This window comes from Bartonella sp. AU55XJBT, assembly GCF_028618525.1.
Genome location: NZ_JAQITC010000009.1, coordinates 44,207 through 66,697 on the forward strand (window position 1 = coordinate 44,207; position 22,491 = coordinate 66,697).

Consider the following 22,491-nt stretch of genomic DNA (forward strand, 5'->3'; position numbering starts at 1 on the left):
TCATAGGGATTCATATGAAAGTTAAAGGTTGAGTTTTTCTGATCGGTTGCCATGAAAGAGCTGTTGATTTGAAATAGCATAACTTCAAGACGGATTATTTTGACAAAACAGGATCAAAGAGCTGAACGCCATATTCCAGTGTTGTTGCAGCCAGTTTTGGCTGGGCTTATGCCATTGGTTGGAGCAAAAGTGATTGATGGCACCTTTGGAGCTGGTGGTTATACGCGCGCCTTGTTAAAGGCAGGGGCACAAGTGATTGCTCTTGATCGTGATCCGCATGCTATTGGTGCCGGTCAGCCCCTCGTTGATGAATTTTTTCCACGACTTCGTTTGGTTCATATGGAATTTTCACAGCTCGATCGTGTCGTTGAAGAGAAGGTGGATGCGGTTATTTTGGATATTGGTGTCTCTTCAATGCAGCTTGATGAAGCAGAAAGAGGCTTTTCTTTTCAAAAAGATGGTCCCTTGGATATGCGAATGGCACAGACCGGTTTTACAGCGAGTGATGTTATAAATCATTTAAAAGCAAGGGATTTAGCGCGTATTTTTAAGATCTTAGGAGAAGAGCGTTATGCAGGGCGAATTGCACGAATGATTGAAAAGCGTCGTGTTATTCAGCCTTTTTTGCGTACAGGTGATCTTGCGCATGCCATTGAGGTGTTGGTCGGGCGAAAGCCTGGAGATCGTATTCATCCTGCAACACGGGTATTTCAGGCTCTTCGTATCTATGTTAATGATGAAATTGGTGAATTAGCGCGTGGTTTATTTGCTGCTGAACGCGTTTTAAAAGCTGGAGGCCGTTTGGGGGTTGTCAGTTTTCATTCTCTTGAAGATCGTATGGTGAAAAGATTTTTTGTCTCTCGTTCTGGAGAAGGTATGAGATCACGCCATTTACCTGAAATAAAGCATTCTCCAGCAACATTTTTCCCTTTGTTTAAAGGGGGAATAACGGCAAATAAAGAGGAATTACAGCAGAATCCTCGTTCACGTTCTGCAAGATTGCGTATGGGGGTGCGGACTGATGCAGAAGCTCTTGGGGAAGATATGAAATTATTTGGTTTAGCAGAGATTGCCGGTTTTGAAAGTGGCAAGAAATGACAGTTTTCCGTACATTTGATATGATTTTAGTGATGATTATGATTTGTATGGCAGGCCTTACTTATAAAGTAAAATATGATGTTCAAAAACGTATGAGTGAGGTTCGTCATCTTGAGCATGAAATTGCTGCAGCAAAAAATACAGTGAGTTTGCTTCATGCTGAGTGGGCTGTCATGATAAGGCCTTCACGCATGCAAAAACTTGCAAAACGTTATCAAAAACAACTTGGGTTAGAGGTTATAGAGCCGCATCAAATCGTGGAGCTTAAAGATATTCCGGTACGAGAACACGATCCAATTGAAGAAATAATTAAACAAAATATCTTGGAAGATCATCAGGATATTTTAGCAAATAATCGGGCTTCTCAAGTCAATCGCGTTGTTCAAAAAGGCGCACAGCAATGAAATCGTCCTTTTTATTCTCAAAGAAAAAAAAGTGCTTAAAGGATTCGTTGAATCATCATCATGTTTCTGTTCGTCGTTCGTACTCTAGTCGTCCACGTTTACTTTTTTCGTTGTTCTGCTTTTTAATTTTATATGGCATCATGGGAGCTTGCCTTATTTCTTACGGGCTGGAAGGTGGACAGATTGAAGAAGCAAAGGGACCAAGCATTCTGCAATTGACGGCACGACCTGATATTGTTGATCGTAATGGTCGGCTTTTAGCAACAGATATTAAAACCTATTCACTTTTTGCTGAGCCACGACGTATTATTGATGTGGATGAAACAATTGAATTGCTTTCAACAGTTTTGCCTGATCTGAATTGGCAGGAAACTTATAAGCGTTTAAAAAGAAAAACCGGTTTTTCTTGGATACAGCGTGGGTTAACACCCATGCAGAAAACGCAAATTATGGCTCTTGGTATTCCAGGAATTGGTTTTCGGACTGAAATTCGTCGTTTTTATCCCGATGGACCTATAAATTCCCATATTCTCGGCATGGTCAATGTGGATAATCAGGGCATTGCAGGTATGGAAAAATATATTGATGATACGGGATTGAGTGCTCTGCGTGCTGCTGGTCTTGCCGTGGAAGAATCATTAAAACAAGTTCAGCTTTCGATTGATGTGCGACTTCAGGCAATTGTTCATGATGAACTTATTCAGGCTATAAAGCGTTATAAGGCAATTGCTGCAGGCGCTGTTATTTTAAATATACACACGGGGGAAATTTTGGCTTTGGCATCACTTCCAGATTTTGATCCTGGAAATCCTATTGAAGCTTTAAAAAGTGATCGTCTTAATCGGATGACGGCTGGAACCTTTGAAATGGGATCGATCATTAAAAGTTTTACGACCGCTATGGCTCTTGATTCCGATATTTTTCATTTAAACAGTGTTATTGATGCTTCAAAGCCCATAAAAGCAAGTAGTGGCTATACGATTCATGATTTTCACGGAAAAAATCGTCCCTTAACGTTATGGGAGGTTTTTATTTATTCTTCCAACATTGGTTCTGCTAAAGAGGCATTAGCGATAGGGATTGATAAACATCGCAGTTTTTTGCAAAAGCTTGGGCTTTTGGATCGCCTTACAACAGAATTGCCTGAAGTTGCCCATCCTATTGTGCCCCATCATTGGAAGGATATCCATTCTATGACAATTTCTTTTGGGCATGGTATGGCAACAACACCCTTGCAAACAGCCGTTGGGGCTGCTGCTTTAATGAATGGTGGTTGGTTGATTACGCCGACATTTTTAAAACGGACAAAAGAACAAACTTTGCATCATGCAAAACAGGTTTTGAAGACTAAAACAAGTCAAAATATGCGTTACCTTTATAAATTAAATAGTGATATTGGCTCTGGACGTAATGCAAAAGTAGAAGGCTATCGAGTGGGCGGAAAAACAGGAACAGCTGAGAAAGTTGAAAATGGAAAATATTCTAAGACAAAAAATTTCAATAGTTTTCTGGCTGCTTTTCCGATTGATGATCCTGCTTATGTTGTTTTAACAATTATTGATGAACCTAAGCCAGAGGAGGGAAAGCATTCCGCAACAGCAGGGATGAATGCTGGACCAATGCTTGCTAATATTGTTCGTCGCTCAGCGATTTTTCTTGGTGTAAAGCCCGATTTTAAAAAAGAATATGAGCCTCTTTTAGGTCAAAAAAGCCATTCAAATTTTGTTAAACAGCGGTAAAATGAATATAAAGGTGCGTCGTTATGTTGTTTGGAACAGTTTTTACAGAATGTCTTGAAGATCAGAAGCTTTCTTCAATGGAAATAACAGGAATCAGTGCAGATTCTCGACAAGTTTTGCCGGGCTATGTTTTTGTTGCTGTTCGAGGAAAACAAGGGGATGGAAGAGATTATATCCATGATGCGATAAAGCGGGGGGCACGCGCAATCGTTACAGATTGTCATGCTGTTCTTGAGGATTTATCTGTTCCCATTTTACGAGTTTCTAATGTTCGTCATAGTCTCGCGTTGGCCGCTGCACGTTTTTATGGCGCTCAGCCTGAAACGGTCGTGGCTGTGACCGGTACAAGTGGTAAAACATCTGTTGTCTCTTTTGTTCGGCAAATTTGGACTCATGTTGGATTGTGTGCTGCCAGTATAGGAACGGTTGGTGTTGTTTCACCTCACCGGAATGATTATGGTTCTCTCACAACACCTGATCCGGTTGTCTTGCACCGTCTTCTTTGTGAAATTTCTCATGAAGGTGTGACTCATGTGGCTCTTGAAGCTTCTTCACATGGGCTTGATCAAGGACGCCTTGATGGAGTCCGTTTAACGGCTGGTGCCTTTACCAATTTAGGGCGAGATCACATGGATTATCACAGATGCGTAGAGGATTATTTACGGGCTAAAATGAGGTTGTTTGATACACTTTTGCCTGTATCTGCTCCTGCTTTGATTTTTGCTGATGATGTCTATTCACAAAAAGTTATTGATGCTGTTACACAAGCGCGCCGCCGTGTCTTGACTATTGGACGTAAGGGACAATTTATCACAATTAATCGTGTTGAACATCAACGCTCAAAACAGTGTATTGAGTGTCGTGTGGAAAACAAGATTTATACATTTGATTTGCCTTTAGCGGGAGATTTTCAGGTGGCCAATGCACTTGTGGCGGCAGGGCTAGCCCTTGCAACAGGACTTTCTCCTGATAAGGTTTTTTCTGCACTTGAAACTTTGCAGGGGGCACCTGGTCGGTTAGAGTTTGTTGGAAAGACAGAAAATAATGCGCCTGTCTATATTGATTATGCGCATAAACCAGAAGCTTTGGAGCAGGTTTTGCTTTCTGTTCGTCCCTTTACGCAAGGGCGTTTGGTTGTTGTTTTTGGTTGTGGAGGGGATCGAGATCAAGGAAAAAGAGCTTTGATGGGAAAAATTGCAGCAGATAAAGCGGATATTGTTATTGTAACGGATGATAATCCGCGCACAGAAATACCAGAAAAAATACGCAAGGATATTTTACAGGCGGTCCCAACAGCCATAGAGATAGCAGATCGCGGTGAAGCTATTTCTTATGCGGTGGGGCTTTTGAAAGCTGGTGATACACTCATTATTGCTGGAAAAGGTCATGAAGATGGCCAAATTATAGGGCAGACAACTTATCCTTTTTCAGATCGTCTGAAAGCGATAGAAGCTCTAGAGGACCGGAGGAGATGACAGCTTTATGGGATAAACAAGCACTTGTTGCGGCCATTGATGGTATTGTAATGGGAAGTGTACCAGAAACTTTTCCTGGGGTTTCCATTGATAGCCGTACTCTTGCAGAAGGCGATATTTTTTTCTGTATTAAGGGGCATCATCTTGATGGTCATGATTTTGCTGCGCAAGCTTATGCACGAGGTGCAGGCGTTCTTATTGTTGCAGAACACCGTTTGAAGGATATGGAAAAGATATCGGCTCCATTGATTGTTGTTCCTGATGTTTTGCAAGCCTTAGAAAAACTCGGAAAAGCCGCGCGCAAGCGTTCAAGAGCTAAAATTATCGCAATAACAGGATCGGTGGGAAAAACAACAACAAAAGAAGCTTTAAAACAAGTCCTTGCAACGGCTGGAAACGTTCATGCCAATCTCGCTTCTTTAAATAATTGCTGGGGGGTTCCGCTTACTTTAGCGCGGATGCCGATGGAGAGTGATTATGGTATCTTTGAAATTGGCATGAATCATAAAGATGAAATTCGTCCTCTGGTTAAGCTGGTTTGTCCGCATGTTGCTCTCATTACGCATATTTGTGCAGGACATATGGGTTTTTTCAAAGATCTTGAAGAAATAGCAGAGGCAAAAGCTGAAATTTTTGAAGGATTGGATGAGGAAGGCATTGCCATTTTAAATGCAGATAGTGATTTTTTTTCTTATCTTGTTCAAAAAGCAAAGCAATGCGGTGTGAAAAAGATCTTAAGCTTTGGTGAGATTGAAAATGCTGATTATCAGGCACAGAATATACGTCTTTTAACCGATCATTCTTCTATGATGGTGCGCATTGGAGAACAGGATAGGGAGGTTCAAATTGGTGCTCCTGGACGCCATATTGTGCAAAATTGTTTAGCTGTTCTTGCGGCTTGTGATGCCATTGGTGTTGATTTAGACCCTATTGTGCTTTCTTTGCGCCATTTTTCTTCTCAAAAAGGGCGGGGTGTTCGTTATCGATTGTCTTTATCGAATGGAGGCGAATTTTATCTCATTGATGAAAGCTATAATGCTAATCCCGCATCTATGCGTGCGGCTCTTGAGCTTCTTGCGACAGGGGAAGTCGGGGAAAGGGGGCGGCGAATTGCTGTTTTAGGGGACATGCTAGAGTTAGGGGGGTATAGTGAAAAGCTTCATCGTGATTTAATAAAGCCAATACGCCTTTCTGGTGCTAATCCCGTTTTTTTATTTGGTGAGGCGATGAAATCTTTAGTCAGTGATTTATCTGCTGATGTTGAGGTTTATTATGCTGAAAATATTGAGAAAATTTTACCACTTCTTTTGACAGAAATTTCTCCTGGGGATCTGTTGATGATTAAATCATCCAATAGCCTTTGTTCATCAAATATTGTGACGGCATTGCTTGAGCGCTATAAAGCGGTTTCTTCATAGTTTTAAGAGGTTTTTTGTTCCATGATGCTGTTTTTTTCTTCGTTGAGTGATTGGCTTCCAGGTGTGAATGTTTTCCGCTACATTACTTTTCGTACGATAGCAGCGATGCTGACTTCGGGACTCATTGTTTTTTTGTTTGGACCTAGCATCATTGCTTCTCTTAAGTTGCGACAGGGCAAAGGGCAACCAATTCGTGCTGATGGTCCTCAAACACATTTTAAAAAGGCTGGAACACCTACAATGGGTGGATTGATGATTTTAACCGGCATTGTTGTATCGGCATTTTTGTGGTGTAATTTATCGAATATTTATTTTTGGGTATCGCTTTTGGTTATGCTTTCTTTTGGAGCCATTGGATTTTATGATGATTATCTTAAGGTCACAAAACAAACAGACAAAGGATTTTCTGGGAAAGCACGGTTAAGCTTGGAGTTTGTTGTTGCAGCAATTGCTGCTTTTGTCATTCTGCAAATTGGCTCATCTGGATTCGCTTTGCCTTTTTTGAAAGATTATCTTATCAGTTTGGGCTGGTTTTTCATTCCTTTTTCTGCGTTTGTCATTGTTGCAACGGGGAATGCGGTTAATTTGACGGATGGACTTGATGGGCTTGCGATTGTTCCTGTAATGGTTGCTGCCTTATCTTTTGCTCTGATTGCTTATCTTTGTGGGAATATGAATTTTGCTGATTACCTCCAAATACACTATGTATCGGGAACAGGTGAACTGGCTGTTTTATTGGGTGCTGTTGTGGGGGCAGGGCTTGGCTTTTTGTGGTTTAATGCACCGCCTGCTGCTATTTTTATGGGGGATACTGGCTCGTTGGCTCTTGGAGGTCTATTGGGGACTGTTGCGGTTGCTACAAAGCACGAAATTGTTTTGGCTCTTATTGGTGGGCTGTTTGTTGTGGAAGCGTTTTCAGTCGTTATTCAGGTTGGTTATTTCAAATTGACAAGAAAACGTGTGTTTCTTATGGCACCAATCCATCATCATTTTGAGAAAAAAGGCTGGACTGAAAGCCAAGTGGTGATACGCTTCTGGATTATTTCGATTGTTCTTGCTCTCATTGGTCTTTCAACACTTAAATTGCGGTGAGATTTTGATTTCTGTTACGTGTTATAAGGGGAAAAAAGTTGCTCTCTTTGGATTAGGGAAGTCTGGATTAGCAACGGCACAGGCATTGATGCGTGGCGGGGCAGAAGTGGTGGCATGGGATGATCATCCTGCGAGCGTGCAAGCAGCTTTTCGGCAAAATATTCCAACAAGAGATCTTCACGGTGAAGATTGGTCAGAATTTGTAGCATTAATTCTCGCACCTGGCGTTCCTTTAAATTATCCTCAACCCCATTGGGTTGTTGAAAAAGCACGTCAAGCAAATATAGAAATTATCGGTGATATTGAATTATTTGTTCGTGCGCGCCATCATTTTTTACAGCATTCTGGTTTTTGTGATGAGGATATTCCTTTCATTGCGATTACGGGGACGAATGGAAAGTCGACAACAACAGCTTTGCTTGCGCATTTGTTAGAAAAAATAGGCTGTGATGTGCAAATGGGGGGCAATATTGGACAGGCAATATTGACGCTTAAGCCCTTTGTTAAAAAACGTATCTATGTCATTGAATGTTCATCGTTTCAAATTGATCTTACGCCTTCTTTACAGCCAACTATTGGACTTTTATTGAATTTGACACCTGATCATATTGATCGTCATGGGAGTTTTGCTTGTTATGTGCAAACCAAAAGGCATCTAGTTGCTCAAGCTTCTCAGGCTTTTATTTCCGTTGATGATGCAGCTTGTGAGATGTTGTATCAACAATTGCTTCACGAGGGGCATCAAATTGAGGCAATTTCCAAGGATCATTTTGTTGAAAATGGGTTTTATGCAGAGGGGACCAAGCTCTTTTCTGTTCGTCAAGGGCAGCGCCATATGCTTGCAGATCTCGTGTCTATGACTGCTTTGCGCGGTTGTCATAATGCGCAAAATGCTCTTATGGCCTTGGCAACGTTGCAGGCTTTAAAAATAACGGATCCTTCTATAGAAAAACATTTAGCAAGTTATAAAGGGTTGGATCATCGTATGCAGCAGGTGCGTAAAATAGGGACGGTTTTATTTATCAATGATAGCAAGGCGACGAATGCGGATGCAACAGCGCCGGCACTTTGCGCCTTTAATGATATTTTTTGGATTGTTGGGGGGCAGGCAAAAAAGGGAGGAATTGAGTCTCTTAGAGAATTTTTTCCTAAAATTCGTAAAGCCTATTTGATTGGGAGTGCAGCGGAAGAATTTGCGCGCATGATTGGTTCTGCTCTTCCCTTTTCTATGAGCTTAACTTTAGAAAATGCAGTGCGTGAAGCCACCATTGACGCAATGCATTGCAAGGCAAAGGAGGTGGTGGTTCTTTTGTCACCTGCTTGTGCAAGTTATGACCAATTTAAAAATTATGAGGTGCGAGGCGAGGCATTTATCTCTTTGGTGATGCAATTACAATAACAAAAAGCATTACTTATAAAAAAATATTTTTGCGTTAAGACTCCAGAATCTTTTTTTGTGTAATTTAGTTTTTAAAGTGTTTGTTGGACAGGTTGGGGAACCTTATCACTTTGAGATAATTTATAAAACGGATAAGGTGGCTATAAATGATTACGCGTGCAGATAGAGACCCAATTGCGAATTGGTGGTGGACGATTGATCGCTCTATCTTTGCAGCTTGTTTAATTTTAATGGGGATTGGCATTATGCTGTCTTTTGCTGCTAGCCCCACTATTGCAAAAAAAATCGGAATTGCTGATAATTTTTATTTTGTTCGCTGGCATATCATTTTTAGCATTTCAGCATTTTTTATGATGGTTACCATTTCTTTTTTTTCGCTTCCTAATATTCGTCGTTTATGTGCTCTTTTGCTCATTGTAACGCTTGCTCTTATGGTTGCAACACTACTTTGGGGTCCTGAATTAAAGGGAGCACGGCGGTGGATTTTGCTCTTTGGTTTTTCTGTACAAGCCTCAGAGTTTATGAAGCCAGCTTTTGTGGTGATGTCCGCTTGGCTTTTTTCAGAACAGATACGCAAGAGGGGAATTCTAGGTTACATATTAGCAACTCTACTTTATGCCATTTGTTGTGTTCTTCTGGTTTTACAGCCTGATATTGGACAAACAATTTTAATAAGTGCAACATGGGGTGGGTTGTTTTTTATTGCTGGTGTGCCTCTTACGGTTATTTTTTTCTTTCTCATTTTTGGCGTTGTAGGAATTATTCTCGCTTATCTTTTTCTGCCTCATGTGCGCGATCGTATCAATGGTTTTTTGACAGGGGAAGGAGATACCTTTCAAGTGGATGTAGGACGTGAGGCTATTTTAAATGGTGGTTGGTTTGGACAGGGGCCTGGAGAGGGAACAGTAAAACGGATCATTCCTGATAGCCATACAGATTTTGTATTTTCTGTTGCTGCTGAAGAATATGGTATTATTCTTTGTTTGTTAATTATGATGCTTTTTGGCTTTATCGTTATGCGTTCATTGTATATAGCTATGAATACACGAGATTCCTTTATACGTCTAGGTATTACGGGCGTAGCCATGATGATAGGCTTTCAATCAGCTATTAATATGGCTGTTAATCTTCACTTAATCCCTCCCAAAGGCATGACATTGCCGTTTATTTCTTATGGTGGTTCATCAATGGTGGCAATTGCGTTTTCAATGGGAATTTTACTCAGTTTAACACGTCGTTGGCCAGAGGCCCGTCTTTCAGCTTTTTCTTCTTCTGTCTTGGATGGCTCTTCATGAATGATAAAAAAGTTATTGTTTTGGTGGCGGGGGGGACAGGTGGACATCTTTTTCCTGCTGAAGCACTTGCTGTTGAATTAAGGCGGCGTGGATATGATATTCATTTAATAACAGATGAAAGAGCGCGATCTTTTGTACGGAGCTTTGATAAAGAACATACACATATCGTTTCATCGGCAACATTTACACGACGTCATCCTTTTGCTTTGATAAAAACGTTTTGGTCTTTGCTCAGAGGTATGGGGCAATCGTTGAGGCTGTTTTATAAGTTACGTCCTGTTCTGGTTGGTGGTTTTGGGGGATATCCGAGTTTTCCTCCTCTTTTTATTGCGGCCTTAATGCGGCGCGTAACATTTATTCATGAGCAAAATGCTGTTATGGGACGTGCCAATCGGGTGTTGGCAATTTTTGTGCGTGCAATCGCTGGTGGTTTATTGTCGCCACATGGTCCTTATGCTCATAAAACGCTTTTGACGGGGAATCCTGTCCGTGAGTCTGTGCTAAAGGCGGCCGAAATTTCCTATCAGCCTTCTACAGGTGATGAGCCATTTTATTTTTTGATTTTTGGGGGTAGTCAAGGGGCTTCTTTTTTTTCACATATTGTTCCAGAAGCGATTGCTTTGCTCGATGATCAAAATCGTAAACGCTTACGTATTGTACAGCAAATTCGTGGTAACGCTGAAGAATTGATTAAAACCTATTGCGATATGGGCGTACAAGCTGAGGTTGCTTCTTTCTTTGATGATATGGCTGAACGTATGGCACATGCCCATTTTATTTTATCGCGTGCTGGAGCTTCATCGGTTTGTGAGATAGCGGTGATTGGTAGACCCGCTTTGCTTGTTCCTTATCCTCATGCTTTGGATCATGATCAGGCCGCCAATGCTGCCCTTCTTGCACGTGTGGGTGGTGCGCAAATTATATTAGAAAAAGATTTAAATGCACAAAAGCTTTCTGCCCTGCTAGCGCAAGCTTGTTGTGCACCCAATTTATTGGAAAAACAAGCGCTTGCTGCAAAAAAAGTTGGGAAACCTCATGCAACCCGTTGCCTTGCTGATATGGCTGAAGCCTTAATTGCAGGGCAATTGTTGTCAAATATAAAAGAGGAGCTTTTTGATGAAAATGCCACTTGATATAGGCGTTATCCATTTTATTGGAATCGGGGGGATTGGTATGAGTGGAATTGCGGAGGTTTTTTATAATCTTGGCTATAAAGTTCAAGGGTCCGATCAAGTTGAGAGTGCCAATGTTGAACGTTTGCAGAGAAAAGGAATTAATGTTCATATTGGTCATTGTGCTGAAAATTTAGGAAATGCGGAGGTTGTTGTTTTTTCTACTGCCGTTAAAAAAACAAATCCTGAGTATATTGCTGCAAAAGAAAGACATTTACCGCTTGTCAGACGTGCAGAAATGCTGGCGGAGCTGATGCGGTTTCGGCGTGCAATTGCCGTGGGTGGTACACATGGTAAAACAACGACCACATCAATGGTCGCAGCGCTTCTCGATGCTGGTCGTTTTGATCCGGTGGTGATTAATGGGGGTATTATTAATGCCTATGGTACGAATTCTCGTACGGGAGAGGGCGATTGGATGATTGTTGAAGCCGATGAAAGCGATGGAACGTTTTTAAAGCTGCCTGCTGATATTGCTGTTGTTACCAATATTGATGCTGAACATTTGGATCATTATGGAAGTTTTGATTCTGTGCGGGATGCTTTTCGGCAATTCGTAGAAAATGTTCCTTTTTATGGTTTCGCTGTTTTGTGCCTTGATCATCCAGAGGTTCAGTCATTGGCGGGTCGTATTGATGATCGTTGGGTAATTACTTATGGTGCAAATCCACAAGCGGATGTTCGTTTTCTTAATCTTTCGATGGATGGCCAAAAAACGTATTTTGATGTTCTTGTTCGTTCACGTAAGACAGGAAGAAAGATTGAGTTGAAAAATTTGCTTTTGCCCATGGCAGGAGAGCATAATGTTGCCAATGCAACAGCGGCAATAGCCATTGCGCATGAACTTGGCATTTCAAATGAATTGATAAAGAAGGGTTTAGCGGAATTTGGAGGTGTAAAACGACGTTTTACGCGAACAGGAAGTTGGTGTGGCATTGAAATATTTGATGATTATGGTCATCACCCTGTTGAAATAAAGGCTGTTTTGCGCGCGGCACGTGAGAGTGCAAAAGGGCGTGTCATTGCTATTGCACAACCCCATCGTTATTCACGTTTGTATCATTTATTTGATGAGTTTTCTGCTTGTTTTAATGATGCCGATACAGTGTTGATTGCCCCCGTTTACGCGGCTGGTGAAGAGCCTATTGTAGGGTTTGGTTCGCAAGAATTGGTAGAGCATATTAAAATGGCGGGTCATCGTGATGTGCGCTTGATACATGGTTTGGAAGATGTTGTGTCTCTTGTCTCCCAATTTGCTCAGGCAGAGGATTATGTTGTTTTTCTTGGTGCTGGCAATATCACACAATGGGCTTGTGCGTTGCCTCATAAGTTGTTGGAACTTGGTGGTCATGATAAATTTTCAGAACATTGATGGTGAGGCGCTATTGGCGCAACTGCAACCGCTGTTGGGTAATGTCAGAGGCAAGCTTACTCCGAATGTTGAGATGCGTAAGGTGACATGGTTTCGCACAGGCGGATTGGCAGAGCTTTTTTATCAGCCTGTTGATGAAGAAGATTTGGCTTTCTTTCTTCAAAATTTACCTGAAACTGTTCCTGTAACAATTGTAGGTATCGGTTCTAATCTTCTGGTGCGTGATGGGGGTGTTCCTGGGGTTGTGATTCGTCTTTCGCCTAAAAATTTTGGGCAAGTGCAGCAAGTTTCTCCAAAAGGATTCTTGGTTGGCGCTGGTACAGCAGATAAACATTTAGCTGCTGCCGCTTTAAAGGCAGAAATTGCTGGTTTTCATTTTTATCATGGTATTCCTGGTGGCCTTGGAGGAGCTCTCAAAATGAATGCGGGGGCGAATGGTGTTGAAACTGCAGCGCGTGTTGTTGAGGTCTATGCGTTGGATCGTAAAGGACAACGTCATATCTTGAGTTTGAAAGATATGCATTATTCCTATCGTCATTGTGATATTCCTAAAGATTTTATTTTTACGGCTGCTTTATTGGAAGGGGAACCCAGTCATAAAGATGCTATTCGTGCTGCTATGGATGAAGTTGCTCTCCACAGAGAAACTGTGCAACCTATTCGCGAGAAGACAGGGGGATCAACTTTCAAAAACCCTGAGAATACATCCGCGTGGCGTGTGATTGATGAAGCAGGGTGTCGAGGTTTACGGATTGGTGGCGCTCAAATGAGTGAAATGCACTGTAATTTTATGATTAATACAGGGCAAGCAACAGGCTATGATCTTGAAGCATTGGGAGAAACAGTGCGTGCGCGTGTTTTTGCACATTCAGCTCACCTTTTACAATGGGAAATAGAGCGTATTGGTCAATTTGAACCTGGTCGAAGTGTTTCTTCTTTTGATCCATTTCATTGATTTATTGTTCACTAAAAAAGTATCAATAAAAAATTGAGTCATTTCAAAGAGATAATAAAAAATTTCTATTAAGAATCAATAAATTAACAAAGAATCTCTTGCATCAGGCTTTTGAGTCTGATTCATTATGCAAAATGCTAGGTTATTGATTCGCAAGGATAAACTGTGTTTTTCCTGTATGTGGTACTGATGTCTTCTATATAGGCTACATATAGTATGCGAAAGAGGGTGATTTATTATGAAAGATAAACATATAGCTGTGTTAATGGGAGGTGTTTCTTCTGAACGGTCTGTAAGTTTATCTTCAGGAACGGCTTGTGCTGATGTTCTTGAGGCGCAGGGGTATCGCGTAAGTCGCGTGGATGTTGACGCTCATATTGCTTCTGTTCTTGAACAGTTGCAGCCCGATATTGCTTTCAATGCATTGCATGGTCCATTTGGTGAAGATGGCCGGATTCAGGGAATTCTTGAATATTTAAAAATTCCTTATACTCATTCTGGTGTAATGGCGTCCGCTTTGGCTATGGATAAGGGACGTGCAAAAATTATTGTTGCAAGTGTTGGGGTTTGCGTTGCTCCTTCTCGTATTATGAACCGCTTTGCTATTGGGCAAGTGCATCCCATGGAGCCTCCTTATGTCATTAAACCTGTGTGTGAAGGATCAAGTTTTGGTGTTCTCATTGTCCAAGAAAATGAAGCTGAACCACCGCATAATATTGGGGGAGCTGAGTGGGGATATGCCGATGAGGTGATGGTTGAGAAATATATTCCTGGTCGTGAATTGACTTGTGCTGTTTTAGGGAATGAAGTGCTGGAAGTGTGTGAAATTCTCCCCAGCCAACATTTTCCATTCTACGATTATGACTCAAAATATAAGACGGGTGGTTCTCTTCACATTTGTCCTGCACAACTTTCACTAAATATTTACCAAAGTGTGCAAAGAATGTCTTTAGCAGCCCATCAGGCGATAGGGTGTCGAGGTGTTAGCCGTTCTGATTTTCGTTTTGATGAGAAAACAGGAGAATTGGTTTGGCTTGAAATTAATACGCAACCAGGTATGACATCGACGTCTCTTCTTCCTGATATTGCAAAAGCGAGCGGTCGTACTTACGGCGATATTGTTCAATGGATGGTGGAGGACGCATCATGTATGCGTTGAATGTTAATAAAATAAATGTTCCGATGGAGGTGCTTTCAGTGCCGGCTTTGCCACGTCTTTATCGTCGTTTTCTTCGGTTTATGTTTGAGTTTGTTTTTGTCAATATTCATATTCCACGCCATTTCGGTTCTTTTGCTGTTGTATGGTTTTTCTTTGTGACAGCTTTTTATGGACTTTCATCAAGTGGTCAGATGGCTATGATCGTAAACACGATTATATCGGATAGTGGTTTTGTGGTTGTTGATGTCGATGTTAGTGGTAATAAACGCTTGGCAAAGCAGGATATTTTGAAAATTTTAGAACTTGATGTTGCGCCTTCTATATTCACTTTTGATGTTGAAAGAGCACGTTCTCTTTTGGAAAAACAGGCTTGGGTTCAATCGGCAAATGTTCAGAAAATTTATCCCAATAGAATGCGCATTTCCATCGTGGAGCGTGAGCCTTATGCTATTTGGCAACATGATGGTGTGGTTGATATTGTTGATCATACGGGGCGTGTTATTGTGCCCTTTAAAGGAGAAATTGTTTGGGATTTGCCTCTTGTGGTTGGGCAGGGTGCGCAAAATGCAGCTAAAGGATTTATTCAAGCGCTGTCAGTTTATCGGCAAGTGTATGATCGTGTTCGTGCTTTTGTGCGGGTAGGGGATCGGCGTTGGGATCTTGTTTTGGATAATGGAATACGCCTTATGTTGCCTGAAAATAATGTCCTTGAAAGGCTTTCTTCTCTTATTTCATCTGGTACAATGCAAGATCTTTTATCGCGCGATATTCTCAGTGTTGATTTACGTCTTGCTGATCGAATTACTGTTTCTTTATCAGATGAAACGTTGGAGCGTTATCAAGCTCGTGTCGCAGAAGAAGAACGTATTTTAAAGGCGCGAAAGGTAGGAAACCCATGATGTTGCTCAGATCACATCATCGGGGGGGGCGTAAGACACGTTTTTTAACGGTTCTTGATGTTGGCTCAAGTAAGATTGTTTGTCTTATTGCTTGTTTGCGTCCTTTGAAATATGCGCACTATTTGCATGGTCGTACGCATTCTATGGAAATTCTAGGCTTTGGAGTACAGCGTTCACGCGGTATTAAATCTGGTGTTGTCATGGATATGTTTGCAGCAGAACAATCAATACGCTTGGCTGTTGATGCGGCAGAAAAAATGGCTGGTTTGGTGGTGGATTCAGTAATTGTGAATTTTTCCTCAAGTCGATTACAAAGTGCTTTGATTCAAGGAAAAGTTCATTTGAATGGTCGTGAAGTTACCAAGCGTGATATGCGTATGGCCTTTTCAGATGTTTCGCGTAAAGCTTTTGATGCTGAACGTCATGTTATGCATTCAGTTCCAGTTTCTTATATCTTGGATGGAGATAAAGGAATTTCTGATCCTGTTGGCATGGCAGGGGAAACATTTGGTGTCGATGTGCATGTGGTAACAGCAGAAACAGCCTCTTTGCGTAATTTAGAAACGTGTATTAATCGTGCTCATTTGAGCGTTGAAGCAATGGTTGCTACTCCCTTTGCAAGTGGTCTTGCTGTCTTGATGAATGATGAGGCACATTTAGGAGCTGCATGTATTGATTTTGGTGGTGGGACAACAACGTGTTCAGTATTTTTTGAGGGAAAATTTGTTCATGCCGATGCTCTTGCTGTTGGGGGGCATCATGTTACTCTTGATGTTGCACGTGGCTTTTCTATGTCTCTAACAGAGGCGGAGCGTTTAAAAGTTGTTTATGGTTCGGCACTTTTAACAAGTGCTGATGAGCGGCAAATGATTAATGTAGCAGAAATTGGGAGTGAACAGCGTGAAATTCAATATCCTCGCGCGGTTCTTGGGCGCATCGTTCGTGCGCGTGTTGAAGAAATTTTAGAAATGGTGCGTGATTGTTTAAATCGTTCTGGTTTTGGTCACATCATTGGTAAGCGTGTTATTTTAACTGGGGGAGCAAGCCAGTTAACAGGATTGCCAGAAATGGCACGTACTATATTAGGAAGAAATGTTCGTATCGGGCGGCCTTTAGGGATTTCGAGGCTTCCTTCTCTTGCAAAAGGGGCGGCGTTTACATCTGCTGTTGGGTTGTTAATTTATCCGCAATTGGTGGGTTTTGAAGAAAAAACAATGCAGGCGGCAGGAAATCATTTATCGATGAGCACACGTGGGTATTTTCAGCGTGTTGGTCAGTGGTTGCGTGAGAGTTTTTAGTTAAGTCTAGTTGGATAAATTTCATCGCTTTGGCTTGCGGTGTCTTATGAGAAGGAAAAGAAAATGACGATTAATCTGCATCGGCCAGATATCGCGGAATTGAAGCCACGCATTACCGTTTTTGGTGTTGGAGGTGGTGGCGGGAATGCCGTGAATAATATGATTAATGCTGGTCTTCAGGGAGTTGACTTTGTTGTTGCAAATACGGATGCACAAGCTTTGGCTATGTCAAAGGCTGAACGTGTTATCCAGCTTGGTGCAGCTGTGACAGAAGGTTTGGGTGCTGGGGCTTTACCAGAAGTTGGACAAGCGGCAGCAGAGGAATGTATTGATGAAATTATCGATCATCTTGCAGACTCTCATATGGTTTTTATTACTGCTGGTATGGGGGGAGGTACTGGAACAGGGGCTGCTCCCGTTGTTGCGCGCGCAGCGCGTGAAAAAGGTATTTTGACCGTTGGTGTTGTAACAAAGCCGTTTCAGTTTGAAGGGGCACGGCGTATGAAAACGGCTGAGGCTGGTATTGAAGAATTACAAAAGTCTGTCGATACATTGATTGTTATTCCCAATCAAAATCTTTTCCGTATTGCAAATGATAAAACAACATTTGCTGATGCTTTTGCTATGGCGGATCAAGTACTTTATTCTGGTGTTGCTTCCATTACGGATTTGATGATTAAAGAGGGTTTGATTAACCTTGATTTTGCTGATGTTCGTTCTGTTATGCACGAAATGGGCCGAGCCATGATGGGAACGGGTGAGGCATCTGGTGAGGGGCGTGCTTTGGCTGCTGCTGAAGCTGCTATTGCAAATCCATTGTTGGATGATACCTCTATGCGTGGAGCACGTGGTTTATTGATTTCTATTACGGGCGGGCGTGATATGACTCTCTTTGAGGTTGATGAAGCTGCTAATCGTATTCGTGAAGAAGTGGATGCTGATGCGAATGTAATCTTTGGGGCTATTGATGATGAATCATTGGAAGGTGTTATTCGTGTTTCTGTGGTTGCCACTGGTATTGATCGTGAGGGTAGTGATGTGGTTCAGTCCTCTCAGCCTCAGCTCCAACGGCCAATCTCTTCAATACGCAAGAACGATCCTGGAACACCACACAGTTCTTTTCATGTTCAGTCACCGCCTTTGCGTTCTGAATCAATGGTAGAAGTCATCGAATCACTTGAAATAGAAAAGAATAAGCCAACAGGAGAACAGTTCCGCCCCAAAAGTCAAATTTTTGCACAGCCTGCAGAAGCAATGATGACACGAAATGTGACAAAAACTGTTGCTTATGGTTCAAATGCTGGGCAAGATCAGATATCAAATGCTCCACGTATGCAAGGAGGTCGTATTTCTCAACAAACTATGACGGCTCCCGTGAGCATGGAGGCTACAGCGCATGTTCTTGATGAGATGACAGGGGTTGTGAAGCAAAAAGAAAAGATAGTGCAACCAAAACAAACGCAACAGATGCAAGCACGCGCTCCAATGCGGATGCCTGAGTTAAAGGATTTTCCTCCTGTTGCTCATGGACAGAGACAAAGAACATCTGTGACTGATCAAGGTCCTCGTAATCTTTGGCAGCGTTTGAAACAGAGCTTGACACATCGCGAGGATGAAGAGCCAGAAGCAAGATTGGAACCTGCTGTGAGATCCTCACAGCAGCAAGAGTCCTCTCTTTACAATAAAAACTCTCAGGCGCTTTCTCAAGATGCTTCTGTTTATGTTCCACGTCGTTCTGGTGCGTTGCATCCTCAAGTTCCACAAGATCAGCGTACTTTTATCAGTGAAGAAGATCAGTTAGAAATACCAGCGTTTTTACGTCGTCAGGCAAATTAATTGCTAAAAAATGAGGTAAAGTCAGAGATTTTATGATCTCTTTGACGATGAGTTAGAAATTATGAAGTAAAATATATTGTTATTTTAGATAAAATACTTTATTTTTAAAAAAACCGCTTATTATGAGCGGTTTTTTTATTATTTACTATGAATATTTTTTTTATGGTTTTATAAATTTTGTTGAAAGATGTAAAAGAAATTTAATAAAATAATATGATGAATTTGGTGCCAAAATATCAGTCTACTCTTAAAAAAGCAGTAACATTTAAGGGGATTGGCGTTCACAGTGGCTGTTTGTCAGTGGTAAAAGTTTGTCCAGCAGATGTTGGGTGTGGTATTCTTTTTAAGCGTTGTGGATTAGACGGAACAGAAAAAATATTTCAAGCCCATGCATCGCAAACGGGAAAAACTGAGTTATCAACGGTGCTTGGAGATGGAGAAGTAAGGGTTGAGACAATTGAACATTTGATGGCAGCCATTGCTGCTTATAATTTGGACAATCTTATTATTGAAGTGTCGCATAATGAGGTCCCGATTTTAGATGGTTCTGCATGGCAATATTGCCAAGCTTTTGAAGATGTTGGCATTGTCCAGCAAAATGCATACCGTTCTTATTTTATGATAAAAAAGCCGTTGCGGGTTGAAGGAGCGCATGGTTTTGCAGAGCTTTTGCCATTTGATGGACGCCGTTTTGATATAACGATCTCTTTTCCTTCTCCTGCAATTGGTAAGCAACATTTCAGTTTTGATCTTACTACACGAGGGTTTCGAGATGATTTGTCACGTGCACGCACTTTTGGTTTTATCAAAGACGTGGAAAAATTACGGCTTTCTGGAAAGGCGAGAGGCGCTTCTTTAGAAAATTCTCTTGTTATCGGTTTTAATGACGAAATTTTAAATTCCGATGGTCCTTATTGGGAAAATGAATGTGTTCGGCATAAGATGCTTGATGCGATTGGTGATACTGCTTTGCTCGGGGGCCCTTTTATTGGATTATTTCGTTCTTATTGTAGTGGCCATAGAATTAATGCACAATTGGTGAAAGCTCTTTTGGCAGACGAATCATATTACGAAAAAAACTCTTTAGAGAAAGAGTAAAAGAAAATTGACAAGATTTTTTTATTGTTTATTTGATTTTTAAGGGGGTAATTGACCTAAACTGCTAAATTGGTTATGTGCATTTTAAATTGATATGGTATAAAAACTTTTAATAAATTATTTTTGCTGCAAGGTGATATTCTCTGGAGGCCGGAAAAACTATGAAAAAATCTCATGTGTGCATTAGAAATATGGCATATAGAAAATCTAACATTGTACGCAAGATATTAGGGGTGGTGCTTTTGGGAAGCACCTGTATGTTAGCGGGATGTCTCTTTAAAGAGAAAAATACCCTTGATCCATCTGCTTATGTTTTAAAAATGGATCCACCAGATGTTCTCTATAATCAGGGGCTTGCGAGCCTTGAGAGTGGACGGCTTGGAGATGCTGCGAAAAAGTTTTTGAAGATTGAAAAACAGTATGCTTATACAGACTGGGGTCGTAAATCTTTAGTCATGGGGGCCTTTACAAATTATCGTCTCGGAAAATATGATGATTCAATTAGTATGGCTCAACGCTATATTACTCTTTATCCTGGGTCTAGTGACTCGGCTTATGCGTACTATATTATTGGTCTTTCTTCTTTTCGTCGGATTCCTGATGTTACGCGTGATCAACGTGATACGAAACGCGCTATTGCTGCGATGCAGCTCCTTATAGAGCGTTATCCCAATTCTGAATATGTCAAGGATGCTAAGGATAAAATACGTTTTGGGCGAGAACAGTTGGCTGGTAAAGAGATGCAGGTTGGCCGTTATTATGAAGAAGGGCGGCGTTATCTTGCCGCAAGTAGACGGTTTCGTACCGTCGTTGAAGAGTATTCCGATACAAATCAAATTGAAGAAGCGCTTTTCCGCTTGACAGAAGTTAATTTGGCTCTTGGTTTAACGGCTGAAGCACAGACGGCAGCAGCTATTTTAGGGCAGAATTATCCCAAAAGTGAGTGGTATAAATTTTCTTATAATCTCTTGCAGAAGAATAAAATATCACCACATGAGCATAAATCTTCTTGGATCTCAAATGCTTTAGGTGGTGATAAGAAAAGGATACGTTGATTCTCTCATGCTGGTGCAGCTTTCGATTCATAATATTGTTTTGATCGAAACGCTCGATATTCATTTTACGGCGGGGTTAACGGTTTTAACTGGAGAAACAGGAGCGGGGAAATCTATATTGCTTGATGCTTTATCACTTGCTCTGGGGGGGCGGGGTGATGCTTCGCTTGTACGTCATGGTACTGACCGTGGGCAGGTCACGGCTGTTTTTGATGTTCCTCTTTCTCATCCTGCACGTCAGCTTATTCGTGAGAATGGTCTTGATGATGAGGGCGATATTATTTTACGACGCGTACAATCAAGTGATGGGCGCAGTCGTGTCTTTATCAATGATCAGGTATCTAGTGTTGCATTGATGCGGAGTGTTGGTCATCACTTGGTTGAAATTCATGGACAGCATGATGATCGTGCGCTTGTTGATGTTGCGACGCATCGCCAATTATTAGATGCTTTTGGTGGGCTTGAAGATGATGTGAAAAATTTACGTCAATGTTATCGGGTATGGCATGAATGTGAAGAGCGTTTGCAACAACAGCGTCTTAAAGTAGAGAATGCAACGCGTGAGATGGATTATCTTCGGGCATGTGTAGAAGAGCTTGAAAAACTTGATTTTCAAGTTGGTGAAGAAGATACTCTTTCTCTTCGCCGTGCTGATATGCTTAAATTAGAAAAAATAGCGACGGATATTAAAGAAGCAGATGATCTTTTAACGGGGCAAAAATCGCCAATACCCGTTCTTTCTAATTTGGTAAGGCGTTTGGAGCGGAAAATTCCTGAGGCAGAAGAGCTTATTACACCAGTGGTGAAATCTCTTGATGAGGCATTGCATGCACTTGCAACAGCACAGGAAGGGATTGAAACGGCTCTGCGGGCATTGGATTTTGAACCTGATGAATTGGAACGGATAGAAGAACGCCTTTTTACGCTTCGCGGTTTTGCTCGTAAATATCAAGTTTCTGCGGATGAATTGGTTCAGTTACGCGATAAAATGGATGCTGAACTTACTGATTTTGAAGAGGCTCAGAACACGTTAACGCGTTTTGAAGATGAGGCAAGGGAGGCACAGAAAAATTATGATACATTGGCACAAGCCTTAACAATAAAGCGTCGAGAGACAGCAAAGCATTTATCTGAAAGTGTTATGGCTGAGTTGCCGGCGTTAAAATTAGAAAAGGCAGAATTTATTGTTGAAATGCAGACTGATGTTGAAAAACGAAGTGCAGAGGGGTGTGATCGTATTGAATATTGGGTGCGGACAAATCCTGGAACACGGGCTGGCCCCATGCTGAGTGTTGCTTCTGGTGGTGAATTGTCTCGTTTTTTATTGGCATTAAAGGTTGTGTTATCTGATCGCGGATCTGCGCCCACACTGATTTTTGATGAAATTGATACAGGTGCTGGGGGGGCTGTTGCGGCTGCTATTGGCCAACGGTTGCAACGTTTGTCGGAAAAGATTCAGGTTTTTGCTATTACGCACGCACCCCAAGTTGCGTCGAAAGCGCATAGTCATTTTCTTATTTCAAAGATTGAAAGTGATGATAAAGGGCGCTTTGTTACAGCTATTCATAAAATGGAAGAGCAGGAGCGTGCAGAAGAAATTGCTCGTATGTTGGCAGGAGAACAGATTACTGAGGAGGCACGAGCGGCTGCTCAAAAGCTTCTTGCCTAGTCATCATTGAGAAAAGATAAAAAAACTGAAGAGCATGTGTTCATTTGAATTCACTTCA

General features: G+C 41.6%; 18 protein-coding genes. All 18 read left to right on the forward strand.

Features of this window, described 5'->3' with window-relative positions; genetic code table 11:
• The first annotated feature begins 99 nt into the window (after positions 1 to 99).
• Complete coding sequence (gene rsmH, locus PVV70_RS05885) at positions 100 to 1,098, forward strand: 16S rRNA (cytosine(1402)-N(4))-methyltransferase RsmH (RefSeq protein WP_273758341.1); 999 nt, start codon at positions 100 to 102, stop codon at positions 1,096 to 1,098.
• On the forward strand, positions 1,095 to 1,502 hold the full coding sequence (locus PVV70_RS05890) for a hypothetical protein (protein WP_273758342.1): 408 nt from the start codon (positions 1,095 to 1,097) through the stop codon (positions 1,500 to 1,502). Before rsmH ends, PVV70_RS05890 begins: the two co-directional genes overlap by 4 nt.
• Positions 1,499 to 3,241, forward strand: a complete 1,743-nt coding sequence (locus PVV70_RS05895) for a penicillin-binding protein 2 (RefSeq protein WP_273758343.1) — start codon at positions 1,499 to 1,501, stop codon at positions 3,239 to 3,241. Before PVV70_RS05890 ends, PVV70_RS05895 begins: the two co-directional genes overlap by 4 nt.
• Before the next feature lie 23 nt (positions 3,242 to 3,264).
• Positions 3,265 to 4,716, forward strand: coding sequence for a UDP-N-acetylmuramoyl-L-alanyl-D-glutamate--2,6-diaminopimelate ligase (locus tag PVV70_RS05900; RefSeq protein ID WP_273758344.1), 1,452 nt, complete (start codon positions 3,265 to 3,267; stop codon positions 4,714 to 4,716).
• Entirely contained in the window at positions 4,713 to 6,134 is a 1,422-nt protein-coding gene (murF, locus tag PVV70_RS05905; protein ID WP_273758345.1) for a UDP-N-acetylmuramoyl-tripeptide--D-alanyl-D-alanine ligase, read from the forward strand. Before PVV70_RS05900 ends, murF begins: the two co-directional genes overlap by 4 nt.
• Before the next feature lie 21 nt (positions 6,135 to 6,155).
• The gene (gene mraY, locus PVV70_RS05910; RefSeq protein WP_273758346.1) at positions 6,156 to 7,226 is read left to right on the forward strand and encodes a phospho-N-acetylmuramoyl-pentapeptide-transferase; all 1,071 of its coding nucleotides are present in this window, start codon (positions 6,156 to 6,158) and stop codon (positions 7,224 to 7,226) included.
• Between the two features lie 4 nt (positions 7,227 to 7,230).
• Positions 7,231 to 8,625, forward strand: coding sequence for a UDP-N-acetylmuramoyl-L-alanine--D-glutamate ligase (gene murD, locus PVV70_RS05915; protein WP_273758347.1), 1,395 nt, complete (start codon positions 7,231 to 7,233; stop codon positions 8,623 to 8,625).
• A 146-nt stretch (positions 8,626 to 8,771) separates the two neighbouring features.
• Entirely contained in the window at positions 8,772 to 9,920 is a 1,149-nt protein-coding gene (locus PVV70_RS05920; RefSeq protein WP_273758348.1) for an FtsW/RodA/SpoVE family cell cycle protein, read from the forward strand.
• Positions 9,917 to 11,053 carry an undecaprenyldiphospho-muramoylpentapeptide beta-N-acetylglucosaminyltransferase gene (murG, locus tag PVV70_RS05925; RefSeq protein ID WP_273758349.1) on the forward strand — a complete coding sequence of 379 codons (1,137 nt, stop codon included), beginning with the start codon at positions 9,917 to 9,919 and terminating at the stop codon, positions 11,051 to 11,053. The genes PVV70_RS05920 and murG overlap by 4 nt, the downstream gene beginning before the upstream one ends.
• Positions 11,037 to 12,464: a UDP-N-acetylmuramate--L-alanine ligase gene (murC, locus tag PVV70_RS05930; protein ID WP_273758350.1), complete on the forward strand. Its 1,428-nt coding sequence runs from the start codon at positions 11,037 to 11,039 to the stop codon at positions 12,462 to 12,464. The genes murG and murC overlap by 17 nt, the downstream gene beginning before the upstream one ends.
• A complete protein-coding gene (gene murB / locus PVV70_RS05935) occupies positions 12,442 to 13,419 on the forward strand; it encodes a UDP-N-acetylmuramate dehydrogenase (protein WP_273758351.1) in 978 nt (325 codons plus the stop codon). The genes murC and murB overlap by 23 nt, the downstream gene beginning before the upstream one ends.
• A gap of 238 nt (positions 13,420 to 13,657) precedes the next feature.
• On the forward strand, positions 13,658 to 14,578 hold the full coding sequence (locus PVV70_RS05940) for a D-alanine--D-alanine ligase (RefSeq protein WP_273758352.1): 921 nt from the start codon (positions 13,658 to 13,660) through the stop codon (positions 14,576 to 14,578).
• Positions 14,566 to 15,477 (forward strand): cell division protein FtsQ/DivIB, encoded by a 912-nt coding sequence (locus PVV70_RS05945; RefSeq protein WP_273758385.1) that lies wholly within the window; start codon positions 14,566 to 14,568, stop codon positions 15,475 to 15,477. Before PVV70_RS05940 ends, PVV70_RS05945 begins: the two co-directional genes overlap by 13 nt.
• Positions 15,474 to 16,775 carry a cell division protein FtsA gene (gene ftsA / locus PVV70_RS05950; RefSeq protein ID WP_273758353.1) on the forward strand — a complete coding sequence of 434 codons (1,302 nt, stop codon included), beginning with the start codon at positions 15,474 to 15,476 and terminating at the stop codon, positions 16,773 to 16,775. The genes PVV70_RS05945 and ftsA overlap by 4 nt, the downstream gene beginning before the upstream one ends.
• Positions 16,776 to 16,838: 63 nt before the next feature.
• Positions 16,839 to 18,611: a cell division protein FtsZ gene (ftsZ, locus tag PVV70_RS05955; protein WP_273758354.1), complete on the forward strand. Its 1,773-nt coding sequence runs from the start codon at positions 16,839 to 16,841 to the stop codon at positions 18,609 to 18,611.
• Between the two features lie 213 nt (positions 18,612 to 18,824).
• Complete coding sequence (gene lpxC, locus PVV70_RS05960) at positions 18,825 to 19,709, forward strand: UDP-3-O-acyl-N-acetylglucosamine deacetylase (protein ID WP_273758356.1); 885 nt, start codon at positions 18,825 to 18,827, stop codon at positions 19,707 to 19,709.
• A 161-nt stretch (positions 19,710 to 19,870) separates the two neighbouring features.
• Positions 19,871 to 20,764 (forward strand): outer membrane protein assembly factor BamD, encoded by an 894-nt coding sequence (locus PVV70_RS05965; protein ID WP_273758357.1) that lies wholly within the window; start codon positions 19,871 to 19,873, stop codon positions 20,762 to 20,764.
• A 7-nt stretch (positions 20,765 to 20,771) separates the two neighbouring features.
• The gene (recN, locus tag PVV70_RS05970) at positions 20,772 to 22,433 is read left to right on the forward strand and encodes a DNA repair protein RecN (protein WP_273758386.1); all 1,662 of its coding nucleotides are present in this window, start codon (positions 20,772 to 20,774) and stop codon (positions 22,431 to 22,433) included.
• Positions 22,434 to 22,491 lie beyond the last annotated feature (58 nt).